Here is a 25,886-nt window from a genome sequence, read left to right as displayed (position 1 = left end):
TTATTCCTTTTTAAGCTTTCGCTAATTCCTTAATGGCTTCCACAATTTCTGGAGTAGAAAACGGAATTCCTTTAATTTTATTCAATCCTTTGGCATCTACTAAATAACGATCTCTAATGATTTTTATCAATTGGCCGTTATTCATTTCAGGAATCAATACTTTTTTATACTTTTTGATGATCTCTCCTAAATTTTTTGGGAAAGGTTCAATGTATCGAATGTGCGCATGTCCCACGCTTATTCCTTCTTCCAAACACACTTTCAGTGCAGTTTTGATTACACCATAGGTAGAACCCCAGCCAATTACCAAAACTTCACCAGATTCTACACCAGAATCAATTTTCTGTAAGGGTATAAAATCAGCAATACGAGCCACTTTTTCAGCTCGAACTTTCACCATGCGCTCATGGTTTTCAGGATTGTATGAAATATTACCAGTATCCCATTCCTTTTCGATTCCACCAATTCGGTGTTCCAACCCTTTCGTTCCAGGCAATGCCCATTGTCTTACCAATCGATCATCTCTTTTATATGGTAAAAATGCAGGATCTTCTTTTTTTCTTTCTTTCGCAAACTCCGCTTTTATTGGCTTTAATTCGGAAGTATTAGGAAATTTCCATGGTTCTGAACCATTGGCAATATATCCATCCGACAAGAAAAATACAGGAGTCATGTGTTCGATTGCAATTCGACAAGCTTCAAAAGCAGTATCAAAACAATCAGATGGAGAACTCGCTGAAATGACAGGCATTGGAGCCTCACCATTTCGGCCGTACATGGCTTGCATTAAATCGGCTTGCTCTGTTTTTGTTGGCAAACCTGTTGATGGACCACCCCGTTGAACATTAATAATTACCATCGGGATTTCCAACATTACACCTAACCCTATGGCCTCGCCTTTTAGAGCGATTCCAGGTCCAGACGAAGCTGTAACACCCAATTCACCCCCAAACGAAGCGCCAATTGTGGAACAAATCGCTGCAATTTCATCTTCAGCTTGAAATGTTTTCACGCCAAAGTTTTTATGCTTCGACAATTCATGCAATATATCAGAGGCAGGTGTAATTGGATAAGATCCATAAAACAAATCCAACCCAGCTTTTTCAGAAGCAGCAACCAAACCTAAGGCTGTAGCTTGATTTCCCATTATATTTCGATACGTCCCTTTTGGTAATTGGGCCGCCTTTACATTGTAACGTGAAGTAAAAGTCTCACTGGTATCTCCAAAGTTATAACCCGCTTTTAATACCTTAATATTGGCATCAATTAAATGGGGTGCTTTAGCAAATTTATCTCTGATGAATTTTTCTGTTGGTGCCACTTCTCGGTTGTACATATAATACAAGAAGCCCAAAACAAACATATTTCTTGAACGGTCCACTTCTTTCTTTCCCAATCCGGAATCAACCAATGCCGCAGCAGTTAATTTAGTCACGTCAATTGGGATCGTTCTATAATCCTCTAGGCTTTTATCATCCAATGGACTTTTATCATAGCCAGCCAACCGAAGATCTTTCGAATTAAAACCATCAGTATTAACGATAATGGTTCCACTTTTCTTCAATCGAGGCAAGTTCACTTTGAATGCAGCAGCATTCATAGCTACTAACACATCACAAATGTCTCCTGCTGTGTATATTTCTACACTCCCAAACTGCAATTGAAACCCCGAAACTCCAGCAACCGTGCCCTGTGGAGCACGTATTTCTGCTGGATAATTTGGGAATGTGCTTACATCGTTTCCAAACAGTGCCGATGTATTGGTAAATTGGGTACCAGTTAACTGAATTCCATCTCCGGAATCTCCTGCAAAAACGATGGTTACCTCTCGTTTTTCTTCAACAACTTTAGCCATAAAACTCGTTCAAAATTACCCCTCAAAGTTAGCTAGAATAATTATAAATAAACTTTCAAAATTTACAATGCATGCATATTAAAAAAAAGTTTTCTATATTTATTCAAATTATTAACACTAGCTATGAAGAAAACATTACTATTCCCGCTTCTAACATCTATACCGATGTTAATGTTTGCGGGAGGGTTTCAAGTAAACCTACAGGGAAACAAACAAACAGGGATGGGACACCTCGGAACGGCCTTAACTCTGGGAGCTTCAAACGTCTACTTCAATCCAGGATCAATGTCCTTTTTAGAAGATGATTTCAGTTCTGAACTAGGAGCCTCTTTCATAACAGCGAAAGTGGCCTTTCAAGACCAATCCAATGGAATAACAGAGCGGACGGACAACCCATTGGGTACGCCATTCTATGCCTACGGCAGTTACAAAATCAATGAAAAGTTATCTGCAGGGATAGCCGTTTATACCCCATTTGGATCTACAGTAGATTGGGGTGAAAATTGGAGTGGAAAGAATTTAATTCAAGATATTAAACTACAAGCCATTTTTATTCAACCAACAGTTTCTTATAAATTGACTGATAAGTTAGGTTTTGGAGCAGGATTAAATGTAGTATTGGGTTCAGTAGAATTAAACAGAGCTATTGATGCGCCATTTGGAGATGACAACACTGTTAACTTAAAAGGATCAACGACAGCGTATGGATTTAACACTGGTTTATACTTTCAAGCCACTGAAGAGTTGAGTATTGGTTTAACTTACCGATCTCAAGTGGACGTGGAATTAACTGAAGGGGATGCAACTTTTCAAGTAGATTCAAGAGTTGCAACTAGTTTACCAAATACAACTTTTGATGCTACTTTACCTTTACCTGCAACCACCACTTTAGGTTTTGGATACAAAGTGAACGATAAATTATTGATATCATTAGAAGGTAGCTTTGTACAATGGAGCGCATACGAATCATTGGATTTTGACTTTAAAAGAGCTTCAACACCTGATTCAAAAAATCCAAAAAATTACGAAGACGCATTCATCATAAGAGTAGGAGCTCAGTATTCTGCATCAGAAAAATTAGATGTGAGAGCAGGATTCTATTACGATCAATCACCTGTACAGGATGACTTCTTTTCTCCTGAAACACCAAACTCTGACAACATAGGACTTACTTTAGGAGCTAGTTTATATGTAACAGAAAATTTTGGAATAGATGCTTCCTTCCTTTACATTATAGGTTTAGAAAGAGAGTCTTCATACAGTCCAGAAAACTTTGGTGGTAAATATGCCTCTCGTTCATACATCCCAGGAATTGGTTTACATTATAACTTTTAAGACTAAGAAATCATGAAAAAAAGAAATTTATTATATATCCTTCCCTTGGTATTTGCTGTGGGTTGTGAGCCAGAATTTGATGACGTCAACTTTAATAAAGGGACGGCTGACTTTTCTAGAACTGTAGCATTAGGGAACTCCTTAACGGCAGGTTATCAAAGTAGCGCATTAAGCCTAGCAGGCCAAGAAAATTCATTGCCTGAAATTTTAGCAAAGCAGTTTGCATTAGTAGGTGGTGGTGCATTTAAAACACCTTTTTTATCAGGTGAAGCAGGAACAAGAGGAGCAGGAGTAGATGCCTATAGATTAGGTGTATTAACTCCGGCTCTAGCATTGTTGCCAAAAGCAGATTGTAAAGGTGAAGTGAGCCTATCGCCAGGTTTAGATGGAACGCCATATCCTATTGCCGGTTCTGGCTTCGCTTCTGTTGCCTCTGACGGCCCATACAATAATGTGGGTGTGCCTGGTGCTAAATTGACTCATTTGAATTCAAATCAGATCGCTCAAGGCAATCCTTATTTTGGGAGATTTGCTGCTAGTTCAAGTCAGACAATGTTAAATCATGCCATGTCTGTAAATGCAACATTCTTTACCCTTTGGATAGGAAATAACGATGTTCTCGGATATTCTACAAGTGGAGGAGAAGAAGGCGGAGCATCAATTACTGACCAAGCTACTTTCTCATTCTTATATGCTGCTGCAGTAGATTCATTAATGAAGAATGGAGCAAAAGGTGCTGTTGCTAATATTCCTGGAATTACTTCTATCCCATACTTTAATACGGTTCCAGCTAAAGTTATTCCCATCAGAAGACAAAGTCAAGCAGACTCTGCAAATGCAGCATATGCACCATACAATGGAGGACTTGATCAAGTTGTAAGTCAAAACTCTGCTTTTAAAGCAGAAGCAGATAAAAGAAAGATTAAATTTAGTGTAGGTGATAACTACATGGTAATAGTAGATACCAACCTGACCGACCTAACAGGAAGCGGATTACCATTTTATAGACAAATGAAAGAAGGAGAATTACTTACTCTTGTGACACCTTCAGACTCTATAAAGTGTTTTGGATATGGAACTCAAGTCCCAATGCCAGGTAAATATGTATTAATGCAATCAGAAATTGACAAAATCAACACTGCTGTTGCAGGTTATAATGCAACAATAAAGTCAATTGCTACTGCAAAAGGATTAGCTTATGTTGATGCCAATGCGAAGTTGAAGGAAGTGGAAACAGGTTTAAAATTTAACGGAACCAAATTTACTACGGAATTTGCAAGAGGCGGAGCATTTTCTTATGATGGGGTTCACCCAACAACGAGAGGGTATGTTCTTATTGCAAATACTTTTATTGAGGCTATCAATAGCTCATACAATGCAAACATTCCAAGAGCAAATGTAAATGATTACCCAAATCAGTAATTAATTACAAGAACAAAATATAAAAGCCGCAATCTAATATTAGATTGCGGCTTTTATATTTATTACTTAATTTTAGTCCATAACAAATATGATATGCGGCTTTTTTTATCCCTTATTGTAATCTTTATTTCCTCTCACCTTTGTTTTTCTCAAGCCCCCACTATTGGGTTATTGTTGAAAGAAAAAGGAGTTGAAAATGGATACACTTTATTTACACCAGAACAAAACAACGATGCCTATTTAATTAATAACTGCGGATTAGCAATTAATCACTGGACTTTTAATGAAAAGCCGGGAGCAACTTGTTATCTCTTAGAAAATGGCAACTTATTAAGGGCAGGTCGTGATTCAATTGCCATTAAAGATTGGAATAACAATCTTGTTTGGTCTTATGCTATGAATGCAAATGGCTATTTACAACACCACGATATTGAACCATTGCCAAATGGCAATGTTTTGTGTTTACTTTCTGACATTTTCAATGATTCTTTAACCTTACTATTAGGAAAAGATAGCGCCTTGAATTCTACTGGCATCAAATTAGATCGAATTGTTGAACTCAGTCCAATCGGTTCTGATAGTGCTGAATTGGTATGGGAGTGGCGATTTTCTGAGCATTTAATTCAAGATAAAAATCCAGCTCAAAATAATTTTGGGACAGTTAGCAACCATCCGGAATTGCTTGATATTAATTATGGGAACACAGACGAATTTGATTTTACACACGCCAATGCCATCGATTATAACAGTGCATTAGATCAAATAATTATATCAGCAAGAGCACTAAGTGAAATTTATGTAATAGACCATAGCACTTCTGCTATAGAAGCAAAAGGGCATTCAGGAGGAAACTCAAATAAGGGGGGAGACTTTTTATGGAGATGGGGAAATCCACAAGTTTATAATCAAGGAACCTCTAGTAATCGAAAATTATTTTTTCAACATGATGCCAAATGGGTTCAAAACGGGTATTTAGACTATGGAAAAATTTCCGTGTTTAATAACAACGGAGACACCATCAATGGCAACAGCACTTTGGATCTAATCGAACCTATTATTGTTAATGGCACTTATCAAGTGAATAATGGTGCATTTTTGCCGAATAGCGCCATTTATTCTTGGGGTGATTCCATTCTTGGTAACCCCATCAAAGAGTCTAAAAAATCAGGAGTACAATCCCTGCCAAACGGCAATTTATTAATCTGTGAAACAAGCACCGGACAAATTTCAGAAATTACTAAATCGGGTAGGTTAGTTTGGGTGTATAAAAACCCTGTCACAACAACCATATTAAACCAATACACCGACCCTTCAGGTGTTCAGAATTCAATTTTTAGAGCAGAAAAGTATCCAACGAATTACACTGGATTTAATGGAGTTACCTTAACTATCAATAGTACAATTGAAAATATAAATACAACTTCTGATTCATGCACCATAATAGGTTTAAGTAACCAGAATTTGAATGAAGTGCTTTCAATAACTAACCCAGTGTTAAATGGTCAGATCAATTTCAACACACCACTTAGAATTCATTCAGTTGTGATTATAGATATAAATGGCCGATTAATTTACACGAACTACAATGTAAATGGGAATCAAATCAATACTAACTTAAGGCCAGGAATATATTTTATTAAGACAGAAACTAAAAAAGGTCTAATAACCAACAAGATATTGGTTCAGTAGAAGGGTTCCATAAAGAACCTACCCCCCTATATAGAAGAACATTACTTCTCGAATTCTATTTTCATCGAAGCTTTAGTACGCAATTCTTTAACATATATTTTCAGCTACAATCTCGATTATCACAGAGATTTTTCGATTGGTTTCAATAAGAGGATTTAATGGTCAGATAGATTACAAATACGATGACATTGAACTATTAAGTCAATTGAAAAATAATACTACCGCCCTTTCATCACTTTAGGAACTTTGATGTAGTCGGTATCAGCGTCTGGTGCATTTTTCAATGCTTCTGCTTGAGTGGTGGTTTGCTCCACTTTGTCCAACCTTACTGATGGTTTTTCATCCAATAGATACACCAAAGGCTCTACACCTTCTGTATCCACTTCGCTTAACTTCTCTACGAAATCCAACATCCGATTCATATCGTTTAAAATTTCTGCTTGTTCAGAAGGTTCAAATTTTAATTTTGACAATTCTGCAATACGTTCAACAGTGGATTTATCTATGGACATGTTTATGGCAATTTTGATGCGATGATTTGATTAATTTGATCGCTCAAAAGTACGCAATCTTCTACTTTTAGATGGTCAGTTGAAACCACTTCATGAATAAAAATATCGACCACTCCTGGAATTGATTTATCCCAAAATTGATTAGGACGAGCGCTTACTATTTTATAATTGTTGCACATTGTCACAGGTATAATCGGAACTCCTGATTCTATGGCCAATTTAAATGCACCATTCTTAAAAGGCCGCATTTGAGGAGCTCTGGAAGAAATAGTTCCCTCAGGAAAAATAACCACATTGCATCCGCTCTTTAATCGATTGGCACAATCTTCTAATGCTACTTTACTCATTTTGGGATTTGATCGGTCTACCAACAAATTTAATTGCTTGAAATAGATATTAAACAATGGAACCGACCCCAATTCTTTTTTTCCTAGAAATACAAAAAACTCACTGCAGGTGGCGTACAAAACCAATATATCTAAATAGGAAGTGTGATTGGGGCAAATAATATAGGGAGGAGCAGGCAATTTTTCAGGTTGCTCTAATCGACACCTCACTCCGACTAGAAATAAAATAGCTTTCGCTTGATACCTTATTAAGTGAAAACCTTTTCTAAACAGTTTTTCATTGGTCAAAAACAACCACAAAAAAGGGTAAAGCACTAAAATGCTCAATAAAATGACTATAAAAAAGTAGAATTTCCAAAGGGAAGATAAGAGCGCATAAACTAGCTTCATGAGTGCAAAAGTAGCAACAAATTGGTATTTTTGAACCATGGCAAGAATACTAACAGGAATACAAAGTTCAGGAGCAACAGGAGAGATTCATTTAGGCAATATATTAGGTGCTATTATCCCAGGCGTTGAACTATCCAAAGATCCAAAAAACGAGGCTTATTTTTTTATAGCCGATTTGCATTCATTAACCACTGTGAAAGATGCTAACATTCGAAAAATGAATGTACATGCAGTAGCTGCAGCATGGCTTGCTTTTGGTTTTGACACGGATAATAATGTATTCTACCGTCAGTCTGACATTCCTGAGGTATGTGAATTGACTTGGTATTTAAGTTGCTTTACGCCATATCCGATGTTGGCCAATGCACATTCTTTTAAAGACAAGTCCGAGCAATTGTCTGATGTGAATGCAGGATTATTTAACTATCCTGTATTAATGGCAGCTGACATCCTTTTATACGATGCTGAATTTGTCCCAGTAGGAAAAGATCAGCAACAGCATTTAGAAATGACGAGAGACATTGCAGGAGCTTTCAATCACCAAGTGGGTGAAACGCTGATTTTGCCTGAAGCAAAAATTGATGAACGCGTAATGACCATCCCCGGAACAGATGGTCGGAAGATGAGTAAGTCATATAATAATTTCATCAATGTATTTTTACCTGACAAAAAGCTGCGAAAAGTAATCATGAGTATAGAAACTGATAGCACTCCATTGGAAGCTCCGAAAGATCCGACTACATGCAATGTATTTGCATTGTATGAATTACTAGCCAATGAAAACCAAACTGCTGAAATGAAAGGCAATTATGAAGGAGGCAATTACGGTTACGGTCATGCCAAGCAAGCGTTGTTTGAATTAATTATTGAAAAATTTCAGAACGAAAGAGAAAACTACTGGAAGTTGATGGAGAATCCTTCCATCATTGAAGAAAAACTAGCTCAAGGTGCGATAAAAGCAAAAAAAACCGCTTCAGAAGTGCTTCAAAGAGTAAGAATTAAACTCGGATATTAAATAGATTTGTTATGCGTACGTAATTAATGTTATTTGATTGTTGTTTTTTGTTAAATTTGGTGCATACACTTAAACTAATCTAATTAACATTATGAAAAAAATAATTACCGCATGTGCATTATTGCTAACAGCTTCAATGGGATACAGCCAGTATTACCAACAAAGTTACATTAGCGTAAACAGAAACCCACTAGGTTTAAATACAGACGTAGAACAAACTTCAGGAGTATTGGTTCCTCAAGGTTGGGTAGTAGTTCAGTCTACTTCACCATCTCCTGTATGGTCAGCAAGTCAAACATTACCATTTGCATTTAAATTTAACAATGCAGCTGTAACCAACTATAAAGTATCTACAACAGGTGTTTTGACCTTTGATGTAGCTTCAACAGTAGCAGCTCCACCAGAAGCAAACGTTGCAATTCCTTCTGCTTTAATTCCTGACAAGTCAGTAATGGCTTGGGGTATGAATGGAAATGGTGGAAATGACGCCATTATTTCTAAAACATTTGGAACAGCTCCACATAGACAACACTGGATTATGTTCTCTTCTTATTCTGCAGCAGGTGGAACAGGTTGGGCATACTGGGGAATTATGATGGAAGAAACTACAGATCGTTTGTTCGTGGTTGACATGAGAAATTACAACACTCCACTTTCTTTAACGGTAGGTGTTCAAGTTGATGGCACTACTGCTACTTCATTAGCAGCCTCTCCAAATGTTGCAGGTGTTAACTTAAACGGTGGTTCTGCAGACACTCCAGATGACAACACTTATTATGAGTTTGGTTATGGAACACAGCCTGTAACAGAAGCTGAATTAGCTGAAGTTTCTATGCCAGCAATTTTAGCAAACGGATCAAACACTACAATTTCTGGTAAAATTGTAAACAGTGGTTCAGCTGCTTTAACTGCTTATAGCATTAAGTATAGCGTAAATGGAGCAGCAGCAGTTTCTCAGAGTTTCACTAATTCGATTGCTGCAGGAACAGTAGGAACTTTTACTTTAACACAAGCCTATAATGCAGCTACTCCGGGAAATAAAGACTTTGTATTTTGGGTAGAGGCATCTGCTGATGCAAGAAATTACAACGATACAATTAAAAAAGCGGTAACTGTTAACTCAGGTGGTTCAGGAACTAAAAAAGTACTTTTAGAAGAATTTACTACAGCAGTTTGTCAATTTTGCCCAGATGGTGAAGTAGTAGTAGGTCAAATATTAGCATCAACCCCAGAAGTAATCGCAGTAGGAATTCATGCAGGTTTTGGAACAGATGCTATGACTATTCCAGCACATCAAGCTTATGCAGCTGCATTTACTACTGGAGCTCCTACAGCTTGTATTGATCGTAAAATATTTCCAGGTGAAACCAGAGTTGGACACAGTAGAAGTGTTTGGCAAGCAAATGTAAATACTCAGAAAATTGCCTTAACTCCTATTGACATTGTTTTGGGTGGAAATGTAACTGGTACAAATAATATCGATCTAAATATAGATGTTCAGTTTAAAGATTTCTTACCAAACTGGCAAGATGCTAATTTGACTATTTTCGTAGTTGAGGATAGCGTTGTTGGAACAGGTTCAGGATACAACCAAGTTAACGCATATCAAGGACAAAATCACCCTTATGGTAATGCAGGAAACCCAATCATAGGATATCCACACAGACATGTTGTTAGAGACGTACCTACAGGAACTTGGGGAGATGCTACATTCATAACTAGTGCACCAGTTATCAATACTAACATTGCAAGAACATATTCATTAACATTGAACCCAGCATGGGATAAATCAAAAATGGAGTTTGTTGTATTTATGAACTACTATGATGCATCTACTGGCGAAAATGCTAGAGAGATTCTAAATGTAAGTCATATTAAATATGATCAATTGGTAGTAGGCGTTGAAGAAAATGATTTAGCTATTTCTAAATTAGGAATTCATCCTAACCCAACTTCAGGAAACTTAAATGTAAACTTCGAATTGGAGCAATCAGAAAATGTAACCATTGAAGTATTGGATCTTTTAGGTAAGTCAGTTTCAGTTCAAAACTTTGGAACACTAGTTTCAGGAGCACAAAAATTGAACATGAATTTATCTGATTTTAATTCTGGCATCTATTTTGTAAAAATCAATGCGGGAAATAAAGTATCAACACAAAAAGTAAACGTAATAAAGTAATTATTCGTTCTACTTTGTAAACTTAATCAGCACTTTCATTCCCTTTGGGAATGGGGTGCTGATTGATTTTTTAAAATCATTTATATGAAAAAAATACTAGTCGGATTTTTAATTGTTTTTGGATTACAAACAATTGTAGTAGCTCAAGGCAAATTGCCTTCAATCGACGTAAAAACGATGGAGTTTGAAACATTCAATACTTCTGAAATCAGTAATGATGGGAAACCAGTAATTGTTAATTTCTGGGCAACATGGTGCAGCCCTTGTAAAAGAGAGTTGAATAACATTTCAGACATGTATGAAGATTGGGTTGAAGAAACTGGTGTTAAACTAGTAGCCATATCCATTGACGATGCCAGAAACATGGGCAAGGTAGCTCCTTATGTAAATGGTCAAAGTTGGGAATATGATGTTTACATCGATCCAAACGGAGATTTAAAAAGAGCAATGGGTGTAAACAATGTACCTCACACCTTTTTATTAGATGGCAAAGGAAATATTGTATGGCAGCACAACTCTTATTCAGAAGGAGATGAATACGAACTATACGATTTGGTTAAAAAGCTATCCAAAGGAGAAACAATTTCTAAATAATTTATTCTAAAGCTTGTAGTAGTCTTACTACAAGCTTTTCATTTTAATATTTCCCACCATTGAACTCAATTAAAATAAAACTATTCTGTGCTTTTGCACTGATATTCTGCTCTACTATCCAAGCACAAGAGGTAAAAGATATTTTAAGTCAAGGAAAAATCATCGGTAACTTTCAAGTTGATGCTCAATACTACCAAGAAGATTCAGCCATCGGTGCGGTTCAACCAGATGAAAAGATATTGACCAATGGATTCCTCAATTTGATATATACCAACGGGATAGTTACTGCAGGAATTAGATATGAATCCTATCAAAATGCAATGCTGGGTTTTCCAACAGGATACAAAGGGAATGGGATTGGATATCGATTCGCTTCTATTAATAAAGACAACCTGTCTGTAACAGTAGGAAATTTCTACGAACAATTTGGAAATGGACTAGTGCTCAGAGCATATGAAGCAAGAGGATTGGGCTATGACAATTCGATTGATGGAGTTCGTGTAAAATACACCATTAAAAAAGGAATAGAATTGACCGGATTAATTGGGCAGCAACGTCTGTTTTTTGATAAAGGAGATGGAATTGTGCGTGGTTTTAATGCCACCATAAATTTAAATGAAACCTTCACTAAACTAAGTGAGAAAAAGACAAATGTAATCATTGGGGGTAGCGTAGTGAGTAAGTACCAAGAAGACAACAAACCAGATTTAATCTTACCAGAAAATGTAGCTTCATTTGCTGGGAGAACTATTATCAGTCGAGGGAAGGTAAGTTTGAATGCTGAGTATGCATTTAAATACAATGACCCAAACATTGAAAATGGCTATAATTACAAAAATGGATATGCCGCATTTGTGCAAGCTTCCTATTCTCAAAAAGGTTTAGGAGTATCATTATCAGCTAAGCGTGTTGACAATTTTAGCTTTAGAAGTGATCGTGACGCCAGTGGACAAGACTTATTCATCAATTACCAGCCTTCATTAACAAAACAACATACCTACAACCTACTTGCGACACTTTATCCTTACGCCACACAACCAAATGGTGAAACAGCTTTTCAAGGAGATATTATTTACACTTTTGCAAAAGGGAGTTTACTTGGAGGTAAATACGGCACAGGACTTCAACTAAATGCAGCATTTGCATATGATATTCATAGAGACTCTTTGGATCCTGCAACTGACGACAATAGAGAATTTTATACCTCCAACTATTTTGAAACTGGTGATCGCTTATTTAGAGATTTAAACATTCAGTTGAGTAAGAAATTGAATAAAAATCTAAAAATGAAATTAACGTATGCTAATATTTTGTTTAATCAAAAAGTAGTGCAAGGCAAAACAGGTGTTCCGATGATAACAGCTCACGTAGGAGTAGCTGAGGTTACCTATAAATTAAACATGAGGAATTCCCTGCGAATGGAAGGTCAGTATTTAGGTACGAAACAAGATCAAGGAAGCTGGGCTACTGCTTTGATTGAGTATTCTTATTCACCGCATTGGTTTGTTGCTGTATTAGATCAATTTAATTATAACAATCCTAAAGGTGCCGAAGAACATTATTATAACGTATCAGCAGGATATAACAATCAAGGAAATAGGATTACTATAGCATACGGAAGACAGCGAGCAGGTATCTTCTGTGTGGGTGGAGTTTGTAGAGAAGTACCAGCAGCGAATGGACTGTATTTATCAATTACTAGTAGTTTTTAACCAATTAATACTATGAAGAATATTCTATTTCTTTCTTTAGTCACTCTGCTCTTTTTTGGATGTAAAAAAGAAGATGAAAAAGTGGTTCCAACGATACCAGTTATAGAAGATACAACTGTTGTTAATGAACCGGATACTTTATCTCAATACAACTGGACAAGTGTAAAAGCAGCGCCTACTGCTCAACGTAATTTAGTGATTGAGGAGTTTACAGGCGCTCTATGCGCATTCTGTCCAATTGGTCATAGAGAGTTAAAACGATTGGATTCTATCTATGGTAGTCAAGTTATACCTGTCTCTATTCATGCAGGAAATTTTGCAATTTTTCAAAGTGACTCCTCGAAGAAATTTTTCTTAGATTTAAATATTCCGATAGAAGCAGGAGAAACTGAATCTAAAGGAGAAATTTATCTAAATACTTTTAATCCGGGTAAAAGCTACCCGCGAGGAATTGTAAGTCGCATTACTCAGGAGGCTGAAAATCCAACTAAATGGCAAAGTGTAATTGATGGTGCCAAAAATAACCCAATGAAGGCTACCATGGATTTAGAAGTAAAGTACGCTCAACAAGAAGGCTTAATTCACTTATTGATTGATTATACATTTAGTGATATATCATCCAGTAACTATACTCTTCAAGTTTATATCATTGAAAATGATATAATAGGGTGGCAAAATGACAATGGCACTCATAAAGAATTTTACCAACACAATTATGTTCTAAGGAGAGCGTTAAATGGAACTTGGGGAGTGCAATTAAGTTCATTAAATTTGAATGAGAAGTATCGCAAAGAATATGTTTTTAAAAAAGCACCTCACTGGAACAGTAATAATGTAAAGATTGTTGCCTTCTTAGCAATCAGAGACACCAAAGAAATTATTCAAGCGACTCAAGCATCATTGAAATAAATAAAAATAAGAACTATGAAAAAGTTAATTTATATACTTCCAATCATTGCAATAACTTTCTTCGGTTGTGACAAAATAGAAGATCCATATCCGGTATTGTTAGATGACGGTTCTACAGTAGTCATCGACCCTTCATTAGGTATCACTTTTGAAGACTTAGCTAATATTAATTGGACAAAAGTGGAAGGGATTCCTACAACCAAAAGAAATATGGTCATTGAGGAGTTTACTGGTCATCGATGTAAGTTTTGTCCAGATGGATCTAAAGAATTAGCCAAGTTAGATGCGGATTATGGAGAACAAGTCATTCCAGTTTCAATACACTCAGGTAATTTTGCTCAATTTCAAAGTGACTCCTCAAAACCGTTTTTCTTAGATTTAACAGTTCCGATAGAAGAAGGAGAAGAAAAAGCGAAAGGGGAAATATATTTAAATACATTCAATCCACTTTTATCCTATCCACGAGGAATTGTAAGTCGAATCACTCCAGAAGCTGAAAATCAAGCCAAATGGAAAGATGAGGTTGAAAACTTAAAGGATAAACCAATGAAGGCTACTATTGATTTAGATGTATGGTATGCTGAAAGTGAAGAATTTATAAGAATCATTATTGATTATGAATTTAAAGAGGTTATCGAAGAATCTCAAAATTTACAAGTTTATCTCATAGAGAATCACATTATTGGTTGGCAGGATGTCAAAGGTACATTTACAGAATTTTATGACCATAAGTATGTTTTAAGAAGGGTATTGAATGGCGTTTGGGGTTCAACAGCACAACCTGCAATCTTAGGAGAGGTATACCACAAAGAATATGTGATTCGGAAAGAAGCTCACTGGGATAGCAACAACTTAAAAGCGATTGTTTTTATAGCTGATAACGACACTAAAGAAATTATTCAAGCGAATCAAACATCAGTTCGCTAAAACAATTTGATCTATTTTAGGTTTATTAATTCTGTATGAAAAAAGTCCAACACATCCTTTTCCCTCTTTTTTTTCTTTGGTGCTTTGTTGGTTATTCCCAAACATTTGATGCGGGTATAAAAGCAGGAGTAGCAGCATCGCAAGTTAGCGGTGATGGCTATTCAGGATTTAACAAAGCAGGTATTATTGCCGGTGGTTTCGCACGATTAAATTTGAAAGATAGAAGTCACTTGCAGTTTGAAATTACTTATACTCAAAAAGGAAGTAGAAGAAATCCAAAAACTGACCAAGGTGATGTTGACTTTTTCTTATTGCGATTAAATTATATTGAGATTCCTTTATTGTATTTATACGATTATAAAGATTTTACTTTTGAAGTTGGACCCTACTTCAGCACCTTAATTAGTCAACACATAGAAGATGAAGTTAACAGCAACATCATTATTCCAGAAGGAAGCAATCAATTCAAAGATTTTGACCTTGGTTTCTCAGCGGGTATTGCCTTTAATTTCACAGAAGAAATTATAATGAGCTGGCGATTTAGTAATTCTATTATTCCAGTTAGAGATTTTGATTCTAAAGATGCCATAATTCAGCAATTACCGGGACAAAGTCCATTAAAGAGATTTGATACAGGGATGTATAATACTTACATAAGCTTTACAATGAATTATAAGTTTGGAGGAAATTAAATTGAAAAGAAAAGTAATCATAGCTATTACAGGTGCTTCTGGTTCTATTTATGCCAAACTATTATTAGATAAGCTAAAAACGTTATCTGACCAAATAGAGAAAGTTGGAATAGTTATGTCTAAAAATGCAAAAGATGTGTGGCTGTGGGAATTGGAAAACGAATCCTATAAAGACTATCCATTCGACTTTTACGAAAAAACCGACTTCATGGCGCCTTTTGCCTCTGGATCAGCAAAATACAACACCATGATTATTATACCTTGTTCAATGGGAACTTTAGGTCGTATTGCAAATGGGTTTTCTGATGATTTAATCACTCGATCAGCTGATGTCATCTTAAAAGAAAGAAGAAAGTTAATATTAGTGGCAAGAGATACGCCTTTAAGTTTGATTCATATTAATAATATGAAATCCATTACTGAAGCTGGAGGCATCATTTGTCCTGCAGTTCCTTCCTATTATAGCAAGCCAAAAACCATAGCTGACGTAGCCGCTACAGTTGTAGATAGAGTAATCGACCTAGCCGGCTTTCAATCAGAATCATATCGCTGGAGTGAATGAACAAATCACCAACAATTGACCGTTAAAAACTATAGGTAATTTTAACTTTTATCGTACTGTTATTTTTTGTAATTTGATGCTTCAAAATAAGTCAATATTATGTACGAGTTTAGTAAGAAAGTGCTCTTGAAAGTAAGTTTTGACAGAGTGCTATTTAGAAAAGAATTGCTAAAAGCAAAAAAATGGCTCAAAAGGGAAGAATACGTTATGCTTCAAGCATGGTGTCTGACCACATTCGGACATATGTATAGAGATACTATTATGGATGTTTTTGAGATGGCTTAAGAAATTGAATATTTCTTTTTAATCCATTAAACTTGGTTCGTTTCACCGGTGAATTTTTAAAAATAACCTGAAACACTTTTTCATCCAATTCAATCCAGTCTTCTGCAGACATTTCTAATAATTTCTCAGACGGTTGGAACAGGGGTTCCTTATTTTCCACTCCAAATCGATTCCAAGGACATACATCTTGACAAACATCACAGCCAAACATCCAGTTGTCCATTTTATCCTTAAACTCTTTTGGAATAATTTCTTCTTTTAATTCAATTGTGAGGTAAGAAATACATTTACTACCGTCCACTATTCTATCGTTAACTATAGCATCAGTAGGACAAGCATCAATGCATTTCGTGCATGTACCACAGTAATCTTTTATTGGCCCATCAGGCTCAAGTTCCAGGTCCAAGATTAACTCCGCTAAAAAGTAAAAAGAACCACGCGTTTTATTAATCAATAAACTGTTCTTGCCAATCCATCCTAATCCTGACTTTTGAGCCCAAGCTCGCTCAAGTACAGGTGCCGAATCTACAAATACTCGACCTTCTACCTGACCTATTTCCTCTTGTATTCGATATAAAAACTCCTTCAGTTTATCTTTAATGATAAAATGGTAGTCGGTTCCATAGGCATAACTAGAAATCTTTGGAGCATTGGGGTCTTTTTGTGCTAAATTTGTATTGTAATTGTACATCAAAGTAACCACAGACCTTGAACCTTCAACCAATTTAGTCGGATCAATGCGTTTTTCAAAATGGTTGGCCATATAATCCATTTGACCATGATGGCCTTTTTTCAGCCAATTGCTCAAGTGCTCTTCTTCTTCAACTAATTTTTCTGCTTTGGAAATACCAACAAAGTCAAATTTCAATTCCTTTGCGATACGCTTTACAATAGTAGTATTCTTGGCCTTATTATTCATTTCCGAATAAAGTTCCTGTATTGCGATGATTAATGCGTCCAAGGTGTTTATATGCCTTCTCTGTTACTTCTCTACCACGAGGAGTTCGCATGATGAATCCTTCTTTAATTAAAAATGGCTCGTAAACTTCTTCAATTGTCCCTGCTTGTTCACCCACAGCAGTGGCTATGGTAGTTAATCCCACGGGACCTCCTTTAAATTTATCTATGATATTAGAAAGGATTCTATTGTCCATTTCATCCAATCCATATTTATCTACGTTTAAAGCAGACAAAGCCACATTAGTAATGGTGATATCGATTTTACCATTGCCTTTGATTTGAGCAAAATCTCTAACTCTTCTTAAAAGAGCATTTACAATTCGAGGTGTCCCTCTACTTCTACCTGCAATCTCAATAGCAGCATCATCAGTAATTGAAATATTCAAAATTTCAGATGAACGTTTCACGATTGTTGAAAGCAACTCTTTATCGTAATATTCCAACCTAGAATTAATTCCAAATCGAGCACGCAAAGGAGCCGTTAGAAGTCCTGCACGAGTAGTGGCACCAATTAATGTAAAAGGATTCAATTTTATTTGAACAGTTCTAGCATTTGGGCCAGAATCGATTAAAATATCAATTTTATAATCCTCCATGGCGGAATAAAGGTATTCTTCCACGACAGGACTTAACCGATGTATTTCATCAATAAATAAAACATCACCTTCCTCTAAATTTGTTAAAAGCCCAGCTAAATCTGCAGGCTTTTCCAACACGGGACCAGATGTAATCCTGATGGAAACATTGAGTTCGTTGGCAATGATATTGGCCAAAGTAGTTTTCCCTAATCCAGGAGGACCATGAAGTAGAACATGATCTAATGCTTCTCCACGCTGTAATGTTGCTTCTACAAAAACGCGTAAATTATCAGTCACTACCTTTTGACCAGCAAAGTCCTCCAACGTGATTGGACGTAAAACTCTTTCGAAATCTTTTTCGATGCTGCTTGTAGGTTCTATATTTGGGTCAAGGTCTTCTAACATGTTTGATTCACTTTTTTAAATCTCTATAAATTTCGCCAAAAAAGATCTTAAATCTAAATATATAAACTGGGGAATTGAAGGATTCCTTAATTGCTTTATTGTCAATAATCATTAAGCGATACCCTACACCGAATCCGGGTCCAAAATACTTCAATATTTTATACTGAGCAGTAATTGCGGGTTCGTAAGACAGAATAAATTGTCTATTTCGATTAATTCGTCCATTTTCTGTTGCTAACGTATAATATGAATTACCAAATCCAAATTGAACTGGAATACTTATTTCCCAACGTTCGTCTCTATAAAAAACATATTCTAAATAAGGAGAGATATGATAAAAAACCAAACGAGCATTATCACTTGATTTTATCAACCCACTTTCCACATAAGTAATTGTAGAATTTAATTCAGTGGAAAGTATATTGAAACCTAAACCAAAGCGAAGTTTTCGATCAAACTCAATGCCTCCTTTAATTCCAAATACACTAACACCTGATTGATTGATAAAGGAATGACGTGAGTCCAATCTTAAATCTAAAATGGGCTTGCTTTTCAAGGCATCACGTATGTCTTTCTCAAATGATTGAGCAATACCGAATTGACCGAAAAATAAAGCGGTATATAATGCGAATAACTTCTTCAAGCAGATGAAATTAATAAAAAAATGTCCTTAACTAAGTTAAGGACATTGAATATTTATAGGTGTTAATAAGTCTTAATGACCCTCATCTTTCTCATCAGGCCCAAGCGGTATATTTTGTGGAATATAATCTTCTTCTGCACCAGGCTTACTATAATCATAAGGCCATCTATGTACCTCAGGGATATCTCCAGGCCAGTTACCATGAAGGTGCTCTACCGGAGCAGTCCATTCCAAGGTATTGGATTTCCAAGGATTCTGTGGAGCCTTAGGTCCTTTAAATATAGAATAAATCATATTATATAAGAAGATAAACTGAGCAACACCACCAATTAAAGCGAACACACTAATGGTAACGTTGATATCAATCATATTTTCAAACAAAGGAAAAGCAGTATTGGAATAATATCTACGTGGGACACCGGCTAAACCTAAAAAGTGCATTGGGAAGAATACCCCATAAGCAGAGGTAATGGTCAACCAAAAGTGAACAAAACCCAAACGCTTGTCCAGCATTTTACCAAACATTTTAGGGAACCAATGATATACACCGCAAATCATACCAAAGGTACCTGATAATCCCATCACAATGTGGAAGTGCCCAACTACGAAATAAGTATCGTGAATATTGATATCTAATGCAGAATCTCCAAGAATAATTCCTGTTAAACCACCAGTAATAAAAGTAGAAACCAATCCAATAGCAAATAACATTGCTGGTGTAAAACGAATATTCCCTTTCCATAAGGTAGTTAAGTAGTTAAATACTTTAACCGCAGATGGAATTGCTACCAATAGTGTAGTAAATGTAAATACAGCCCCTAAGAAAGGACTCATACCCGTAACAAACATGTGGTGTCCCCATACTAATACCGAAATAAATCCAATTGCTAGAATAGATCCAATCATTGCTCTATATCCAAAAATTGGTTTTCTTGAGTTAGTAGCTACCACTTCAGAAGTAATACCTAATGCAGGTAAAAGGATAATATAAACCTCAGGGTGACCTAAAAACCAGAATAAGTGTTCGAATAATATTGGACTACCGCCTTCAACTTCTAGTGCTTTACCTGCAATAAAAATATCAGATAAATAGAAACTGGTACCAAAAGAACGGTCAAATAATAAAAGTAAAACTGCTCCAAAAAGAACTGGGAAAGAAAGTACTCCTAGAATTGCTGTCACAAAGAATGCCCAAATCGTCAATGGCAATCTAGTCATTGACATTCCTTTAGTTCTTAAATTAAGGATAGTAACAATGTAGTTTAATGAACCTAATAATGAAGAAACAATAAACACTGCCATAGATGCAATCCAAAGTGTCATCCCCATTCCAGAACCAGGAATAGCTTCAGGTAATGCACTTAATGGAGGATAAATTGTCCAACCACCAGATGCAGGTCCACCTTCAACAAAAAGAGAAGCGACCATGATAATACTAGACAAGAAGAAGAACCAGTAAGATAACATGTTCATAAAGCCTGAGGCCATATCTCTAGCACCAATTTGAAGTGGAATTAATAGGTTACTAAAGGTTCCACTCAATCCTGCAGTTAACAAGAAAAACACCATAATGGTACCGTGGATAGTCACTAAAGCCAAATACTTATCAGGAGACAAAACTCCACCTGGAGCCCAATCGCCTAAAAATGTTTCCAACAATGGAACACTTTCGCCAGGCCAACCCAATTGAATTCTAAAAAATAAAGACATCATCATACCGATGAAACCCATTACAGTTCCAGTAAGTAAGAATTGCTTCGCAATCATTTTGTGATCAGTACTAAATATGTACTTGAACAAAAAGTCGTTATCGTGGTGATGTGAATGTGTAGACATGGAAATTATTTTAAGTCTTACTGATTTACTAAATTAATTAATTGATGAAGTAGCCGTTTCATCTAACACTTCTTCCACAACTTCTTCAGTTGCCTTCTCAGAAGCCTTTGCTTTACCATCCATTGGTAAAAATTCTTTTTGTTCAGCTAACCAAATCTCAAAATCTTCTGCGCTTTCAACAATGATATCCATCTGCATGTTGTAGTGAGCTGCACCACAAATTTTATTACAAAGAAGAATATAGTTGAAATCCTCATTCTGAGTTATTCCTTTCATCTCTTTGGTGGTAATCGTAGGGATGAAGTTAAATCGAGTAGTCATACCTGGAACACAGTTCATTTGCGCTCTAAAGTGAGGCATGTAAGCACTGTGAATAACATCTTGTGCTCTAAAAATAAACTGAACTGGTCGATCAACTGGTAAGTGAAATTCACCTCTTACAATTTTATCATCCCATCCATTTGCATCAGTCGAGTCCATACCAAGAGCATTAACCCCTTCGATATTTCTAACATTAGCATTTCCTAATGCTCTATCATCTCCAGCATATCTGGCAATCCATCCAAATTGATACCCATATACTTCAATTAATACTGGATTATCTTCATCTGCAACAGGTGTTGTTATATTATTCCAAGTATTCAAACCGTAAAGAATCAATATAGATAAAACAACTGTTGGAACGATGGTCCATAATAATTCCAATTTATTACTGTGCGGAAAAAACTCTGCTCTTCTATTCTTATCATAGGAATATTTCCAAGCAAAATAGAACAACAAAATATGGGTCAAAATAAACACTGGGAATATAATGATCCAAGAAGTCATCATTAAGTTATCAATCGTTTCCCCATGGTGAGAAGCCGATACAGGTAAAATATACTTACCCCAAGCTAACATTTGATAGATGATGAAAAGGAAATATACTACCAAGAAAACGGGCATTAATCTCGCTTGAGTTCTGTTATCCTTATCGGTAACATCCCAAGAATTTTCCCCTTTTGCTTTTCCAGCAAGTTCCAATACTTTAATTAATTGAGCAAGAGCAATAATACCCAATACAACCGATACAATAATTAGCAAATCTAGCATTGCAAAAACCTTTTAGTGTTTATTTTTAAATGTGTAAATGTTTACTTTCTTCAAGGAAAGGGTGATTCTTAACAACAAGCGGTGCTTTAGCTAACGATCTAAACACTGTGAATAAGAACAATCCTAAGAATCCTAAAAAAGTACCAATCTCTAAGAAACCAAAGTGCCAGTGGCTACCAACTGTGCCAGGCATAACCATTAAGAACACATCTAACCAATGTCCTATAAAGATGATTATCCCAACAACAAGTGCATATCCAATACTTCTTTTTGAATCTCTAGACATCAAAATTACCATTGGCATGATAAAGTTAACAGCAAAAACTCCGAAGAACAATCCCTTGTAATGTTCTATTCTTGTCATATAATAAGTTACTTCTTCAGGAATATTTGAATACCAAATCAACATAAATTGAGAGAACCATAAATAACTCCACAAAAAGCTAATGGCAAACATCCATTTTGTAATGTCATGCATGTGTGACTTATTCACTACCTCTAAATAACCTTTAGATTTTAAGTAAAGGGTTAACAATACAATTGTAATCATCGCACTCACCCAAATTCCAGAGAATACGTACCATCCAAACAAGGTACTAAACCAGTGCACGTCGATTGACATTAACCAATCCCAAGAGGCCGTAGATGAAGTATAAGCAAAGAAAACAAGAAATATAGCACTTAGTACCATGTTCCGAAAGTGAATCTTAGTTCCACCTTCTTGATCTTCTCTTAAAGATCTTTTTCTAAACAAGTTCACAAAGAACAACCAAACTGATAAATAAGCGATGGTTCTCAACCAGAAAAATCCTTGATTTAAATAAGCAGTTTTGCCTGCGATTAATTCATCATAATGATGATTTTCCACAGCTCCTTCTACCAATTCATTGGTAAACTCAGGATGACCTGAATCCATTGTACTTTCCATAACGAATTCATGAGTAGCAGCGGGATCCATCCAGTGATAGATGTGGTTCCAATGCATTGAACAAGCAAAAAAGAATATAATTAATGTAATTGCTCCTACCCACATGTATTGTGTAATACCCTCGAAAACTCTTTTCAATACGGTTAAATAAGAAGCTTCAGTAGCATATTGCAATGCTAAGAAAAACAATGTTCCTAGTGAGATTCCAAAAAAGAAAAATCCATTCACTAAAATATTAGCCCAGAATCGAGTATTACTTTCAGCATCATGAGGCATCCCCATGATAAGGGCGATCAAACCTATTGCCATCAAGATTGCAAAGGTGATTTTTGATTTATTTGTAAATATGAAGTCCATATTAGCTGTTTTTTAACTTTCTTATATTACTCAGCAGTTTTTACCGCTGTTTCATTAGATTCATTGTTTGTGCTATCCACTGCAGTTACATTAGCTGCATCAGGACTTTTCCCTTGTAACTTCTGAACATATGCAATGATCAACCATCTTTCCTCTTCATTCAATTGGGGAGCGTGTGGTCCCATGGCATTCAAACCATACATGATGGTATGGTAAATATGACCTGGAGCAAGCTCAGACATCGAACGACCACCTCTTCTTGTTTTGTTTTCATCAGTGTATGATGGAACAGCACTATAAGCAGGATGATTTATTGAGCCACCACCTTGCCCTTTCGGTCCGTGACAATGCTGGCAGAAAGAAGCATATAAAGCTCCACCTTTTGCTAACATTTCATCAGTTACTTTAAAAGGAATAGCCAATTTCTGTCCTGCTTCTTCATAACCTTCTAGCGTATTCGCGAATGGGTATGGTTTATACCCTCTTGGTATGGTATTCTCTACTGGCATTCGCGCAGACATAGAATCTGGGTATTCATAATCTACATATGTTTCAATGGCCGGTGAACGATACATATCTGGCATGTATTCAATCCCTGGGCTATTTGGGTCTCCACAAGATGATAAAACAACAGATGCTAGCGCTCCTGTAAGTAATACCTTTGTTATGATTCTATTATTTTTCATGTCTATGCCTCGTAAATTTTCTTATCTAGCTTCTATTCTTGTTGTTCCTGTTGCCAATAACATTTCTTCCAATTCAGTTTCTGATTGGTCGTGATTGTCGTGCAAATGTAATTCCATTACAAACTTATCATCTGTAGTTTCTGGATATGGGTTTCTAGCCTTTACACCAGGTAATGTCCAGTTTCTTAAGAAGTAAGTCAATGCCATTCCATGAGCCGCTAATAAAACGGTAAACTCAAATGAAATTGGAATAAATGCCGGTAAGTTATCAATTAATGTAAAGTTTGGCTTACCACCAATATTCATTGGCCAATCTTGAATCATGAAATACCACATTCCGAAAACGGCCAATGACAATCCAATACAACCATAAATAAAGGCTGCCATTGCAATTCTAGTTTGCTTCACTCCAATAATCGGATCTAGCCCGTGAATTGGAAATGGAGAGTAAACATCTCTAATGTAAATTCCTTTTGATACTAAGTCTTTAGCTCCTCTTAAAAGAACTTGCTCATCATCATAAGTTGCGTATATAACTTTATCAGCCATTTTCTTTAATTATATATTATTAATGCTCTAGAGTTTGCTTTTTGTAAGCCTCTCCTGATGATTTTAAAATTGATTTCAATTCATTCAATGCCAATACTGGGAAGAATCTTGCAAACAATAAGAATAATACGAAGAAAATTCCAATGGTTCCGATGAAACATCCTATATCGATAAATGTAGGGTGGAACATCGTCCAACTTGACGGCAAATAATCTCTGTGCAATGAAGTCACAATAATTACAAAACGCTCAAACCACATACCGATGTTTACGATAATAGACATGAAGAATGTAAAGGTGATGTTTGTTCTCAATTTTTTAAACCAGAATACTTGTGGAGAAAGCACATTACAGGTCATCATTGACCAATATGCCCACCAATAAGGTCCGGTTGCTCTGTTGATAAAGGCGTAGGATTCATACTCTACACCTGAATACCAAGAAACAAATAATTCAGTTAAATATGCTACACCTACGATAGAACCAGTAACAATAATTACAATGTTCATATACTCAATGTGCTTTACATGAATGTAGCTTTCTAGGTTCAATACTTTTCTCATGATAATCAACAAGGTGTTTACCATCGCAAATCCTGAGAATACAGCACCTGCCACAAAATATGGAGGAAATATTGTAGTATGCCAACCTGGAATTACTGAAGTAGCAAAGTCCATTGATACAATAGAGTGAACTGAGAATACTAAAGGTGTAGCCAAACCAGCCAATACCAAAGAAACCTCTTCAAATCTATTCCAAGCTTTTGCGTTACCAGTCCATCCAAATGCTAATAATCCGTATACTTTTTTAGGAACCACTTGAGTTACTTTATCACGAATAGTAGCAAAATCAGGAATTAATCCAATGTACCAGAATACTAATGATACAGAGAAATAAGTACTAATCGCGAAAACGTCCCAAAGCAAAGGAGAGTTAAAGTTTACCCAAAGTGAACCAAATTGGTTTGGCAAAGGAAAAACGAAATAAGCCAACCAAATTCTACCCATGTGGATACCAGGCCAAACTGCGGCCATCATTACTGCAAAAATCGTCATTGCTTCAGCTGAACGGTTAATTGCCATTCTCCACTTCTGACGGAACAATAATAATACTGCAGAAATCAAAGTTCCTGCGTGACCGATACCTACCCACCATACAAAGTTGGTAATGTCCCAAGCCCAACCTACAGTTTTATTCAACCCCCAAGTACCGATACCTGTTCCTAACAAATATAGGATACAACCGATTCCCCAAAGGGCCATAACTGAAGCTAGTCCAAAAACAATGTACCACGAACGATCTGCCTTACCAACAATTGGTCTAAGCACATCATTTGTAATATCGCTATAGGATTTCTCTCCTAATATAAGTGGTTCTCTTATTGCTGATTCCTGATGCATTATATTACTATTTTGCTAATTACTATAA

General features: G+C 36.1%; 24 protein-coding genes. 12 read left to right on the top strand and 12 right to left on the bottom strand.

Annotation, left to right across the window (positions count from 1 at the left end; all coding sequences use genetic code 11):
• Nucleotides 1–10: 10 nt before the first annotated feature.
• Complete coding sequence (locus tag ACTB0X_RS02335; RefSeq protein ID WP_463023371.1) at nucleotides 11–1,855, bottom strand: 2-oxoacid:acceptor oxidoreductase subunit alpha; 1,845 nt, start codon at nucleotides 1,853–1,855, stop codon at nucleotides 11–13.
• Between the two features lie 123 nt (nucleotides 1,856–1,978).
• Here ACTB0X_RS02335 and ACTB0X_RS02330 point away from each other — a divergent pair, with 123 nt between their 5' ends.
• The 3 genes from ACTB0X_RS02330 (at nucleotide 1,979) to ACTB0X_RS02320 (ending at nucleotide 6,301) form a co-directional block, all read left to right on the top strand.
• Nucleotides 1,979–3,190, top strand: coding sequence for an OmpP1/FadL family transporter (locus tag ACTB0X_RS02330; RefSeq protein WP_463023370.1), 1,212 nt, complete (start codon nucleotides 1,979–1,981; stop codon nucleotides 3,188–3,190).
• Nucleotides 3,191–3,202: 12 nt separating this feature from the next.
• Nucleotides 3,203–4,612 carry an SGNH/GDSL hydrolase family protein gene (locus tag ACTB0X_RS02325; RefSeq protein WP_463023369.1) on the top strand — a complete coding sequence of 470 codons (1,410 nt, stop codon included), beginning with the start codon at nucleotides 3,203–3,205 and terminating at the stop codon, nucleotides 4,610–4,612.
• Between the two features lie 93 nt (nucleotides 4,613–4,705).
• A complete protein-coding gene (locus tag ACTB0X_RS02320; protein ID WP_463023368.1) occupies nucleotides 4,706–6,301 on the top strand; it encodes an arylsulfotransferase family protein in 1,596 nt (531 codons plus the stop codon).
• A 218-nt stretch (nucleotides 6,302–6,519) separates the two neighbouring features.
• On the opposite strand, the gene gatC is transcribed toward ACTB0X_RS02320, so the two are convergent.
• The gene (gene gatC / locus ACTB0X_RS02315) at nucleotides 6,520–6,813 is read right to left on the bottom strand and encodes an Asp-tRNA(Asn)/Glu-tRNA(Gln) amidotransferase subunit GatC (RefSeq protein WP_463023367.1); all 294 of its coding nucleotides are present in this window, start codon (nucleotides 6,811–6,813) and stop codon (nucleotides 6,520–6,522) included.
• 2 nt (nucleotides 6,814–6,815) lie between these two features.
• Complete coding sequence (locus tag ACTB0X_RS02310; RefSeq protein ID WP_463023366.1) at nucleotides 6,816–7,589, bottom strand: lysophospholipid acyltransferase family protein; 774 nt, start codon at nucleotides 7,587–7,589, stop codon at nucleotides 6,816–6,818.
• Between ACTB0X_RS02310 and trpS the strand changes: the two genes are divergently transcribed.
• The 9 genes from trpS (at nucleotide 7,588) to ACTB0X_RS02265 (ending at nucleotide 16,425) form a co-directional block, all read left to right on the top strand.
• Nucleotides 7,588–8,565: a tryptophan--tRNA ligase gene (trpS, locus tag ACTB0X_RS02305; RefSeq protein WP_463023365.1), complete on the top strand. Its 978-nt coding sequence runs from the start codon at nucleotides 7,588–7,590 to the stop codon at nucleotides 8,563–8,565. The genes ACTB0X_RS02310 and trpS overlap by 2 nt on opposite strands.
• Before the next feature lie 91 nt (nucleotides 8,566–8,656).
• Nucleotides 8,657–10,744 carry a T9SS type A sorting domain-containing protein gene (locus ACTB0X_RS02300; protein ID WP_463023364.1) on the top strand — a complete coding sequence of 696 codons (2,088 nt, stop codon included), beginning with the start codon at nucleotides 8,657–8,659 and terminating at the stop codon, nucleotides 10,742–10,744.
• An 84-nt stretch (nucleotides 10,745–10,828) separates the two neighbouring features.
• On the top strand, nucleotides 10,829–11,338 hold the full coding sequence (locus tag ACTB0X_RS02295) for a TlpA family protein disulfide reductase (RefSeq protein ID WP_463023363.1): 510 nt from the start codon (nucleotides 10,829–10,831) through the stop codon (nucleotides 11,336–11,338).
• Between the two features lie 59 nt (nucleotides 11,339–11,397).
• Nucleotides 11,398–13,050 carry a DUF6029 family protein gene (locus tag ACTB0X_RS02290; RefSeq protein WP_463023362.1) on the top strand — a complete coding sequence of 551 codons (1,653 nt, stop codon included), beginning with the start codon at nucleotides 11,398–11,400 and terminating at the stop codon, nucleotides 13,048–13,050.
• 12 nt (nucleotides 13,051–13,062) lie between these two features.
• Nucleotides 13,063–13,959, top strand: coding sequence for an Omp28-related outer membrane protein (locus ACTB0X_RS02285; protein ID WP_463023361.1), 897 nt, complete (start codon nucleotides 13,063–13,065; stop codon nucleotides 13,957–13,959).
• 15 nt (nucleotides 13,960–13,974) lie between these two features.
• Nucleotides 13,975–14,886 carry an Omp28-related outer membrane protein gene (locus ACTB0X_RS02280; protein ID WP_463023360.1) on the top strand — a complete coding sequence of 304 codons (912 nt, stop codon included), beginning with the start codon at nucleotides 13,975–13,977 and terminating at the stop codon, nucleotides 14,884–14,886.
• 35 nt (nucleotides 14,887–14,921) lie between these two features.
• Complete coding sequence (locus ACTB0X_RS02275) at nucleotides 14,922–15,578, top strand: outer membrane beta-barrel protein (RefSeq protein ID WP_463023359.1); 657 nt, start codon at nucleotides 14,922–14,924, stop codon at nucleotides 15,576–15,578.
• A 1-nt stretch (nucleotide 15,579) separates the two neighbouring features.
• Nucleotides 15,580–16,140, top strand: coding sequence for a UbiX family flavin prenyltransferase (locus tag ACTB0X_RS02270; protein WP_463023358.1), 561 nt, complete (start codon nucleotides 15,580–15,582; stop codon nucleotides 16,138–16,140).
• 99 nt (nucleotides 16,141–16,239) lie between these two features.
• A complete protein-coding gene (locus ACTB0X_RS02265; protein WP_463023357.1) occupies nucleotides 16,240–16,425 on the top strand; it encodes a hypothetical protein in 186 nt (61 codons plus the stop codon).
• Here ACTB0X_RS02265 and queG read toward each other — a convergent pair.
• From queG to nrfD, 9 genes are all read right to left on the bottom strand, one after another.
• Nucleotides 16,400–17,344, bottom strand: a complete 945-nt coding sequence (gene queG, locus ACTB0X_RS02260) for a tRNA epoxyqueuosine(34) reductase QueG (RefSeq protein WP_463023356.1) — start codon at nucleotides 17,342–17,344, stop codon at nucleotides 16,400–16,402. The genes ACTB0X_RS02265 and queG overlap by 26 nt on opposite strands.
• The gene (ruvB, locus tag ACTB0X_RS02255; RefSeq protein ID WP_463023355.1) at nucleotides 17,337–18,368 is read right to left on the bottom strand and encodes a Holliday junction branch migration DNA helicase RuvB; all 1,032 of its coding nucleotides are present in this window, start codon (nucleotides 18,366–18,368) and stop codon (nucleotides 17,337–17,339) included. The genes queG and ruvB overlap by 8 nt, the downstream gene beginning before the upstream one ends.
• Nucleotides 18,369–18,375: 7 nt before the next feature.
• Nucleotides 18,376–19,011 carry a hypothetical protein gene (locus ACTB0X_RS02250; RefSeq protein WP_463023354.1) on the bottom strand — a complete coding sequence of 212 codons (636 nt, stop codon included), beginning with the start codon at nucleotides 19,009–19,011 and terminating at the stop codon, nucleotides 18,376–18,378.
• A 72-nt stretch (nucleotides 19,012–19,083) separates the two neighbouring features.
• Entirely contained in the window at nucleotides 19,084–20,847 is a 1,764-nt protein-coding gene (locus ACTB0X_RS02245; protein WP_463023353.1) for a cytochrome c oxidase subunit I, read from the bottom strand.
• 33 nt (nucleotides 20,848–20,880) lie between these two features.
• Nucleotides 20,881–21,939 carry a cytochrome c oxidase subunit II gene (locus ACTB0X_RS02240; protein WP_463023352.1) on the bottom strand — a complete coding sequence of 353 codons (1,059 nt, stop codon included), beginning with the start codon at nucleotides 21,937–21,939 and terminating at the stop codon, nucleotides 20,881–20,883.
• Nucleotides 21,940–21,964: 25 nt separating this feature from the next.
• On the bottom strand, nucleotides 21,965–23,224 hold the full coding sequence (locus ACTB0X_RS02235) for a quinol:cytochrome C oxidoreductase (protein ID WP_463023351.1): 1,260 nt from the start codon (nucleotides 23,222–23,224) through the stop codon (nucleotides 21,965–21,967).
• 26 nt (nucleotides 23,225–23,250) lie between these two features.
• A complete protein-coding gene (locus ACTB0X_RS02230; protein ID WP_463023350.1) occupies nucleotides 23,251–23,910 on the bottom strand; it encodes a c-type cytochrome in 660 nt (219 codons plus the stop codon).
• 21 nt (nucleotides 23,911–23,931) lie between these two features.
• On the bottom strand, nucleotides 23,932–24,459 hold the full coding sequence (locus tag ACTB0X_RS02225; RefSeq protein WP_463023349.1) for a DUF3341 domain-containing protein: 528 nt from the start codon (nucleotides 24,457–24,459) through the stop codon (nucleotides 23,932–23,934).
• Nucleotides 24,460–24,478: 19 nt separating this feature from the next.
• Nucleotides 24,479–25,858 carry an NrfD/PsrC family molybdoenzyme membrane anchor subunit gene (nrfD, locus tag ACTB0X_RS02220; RefSeq protein WP_463023348.1) on the bottom strand — a complete coding sequence of 460 codons (1,380 nt, stop codon included), beginning with the start codon at nucleotides 25,856–25,858 and terminating at the stop codon, nucleotides 24,479–24,481.
• Between the last annotated feature and the right edge of the window lie 28 nt (nucleotides 25,859–25,886).

Source organism: Acidiluteibacter sp. (genome assembly GCF_055129545.1).
The sequence above is the reverse complement of the archived record's forward strand: the minus strand, read 5'-3'. Positions and strand labels throughout refer to the sequence as shown.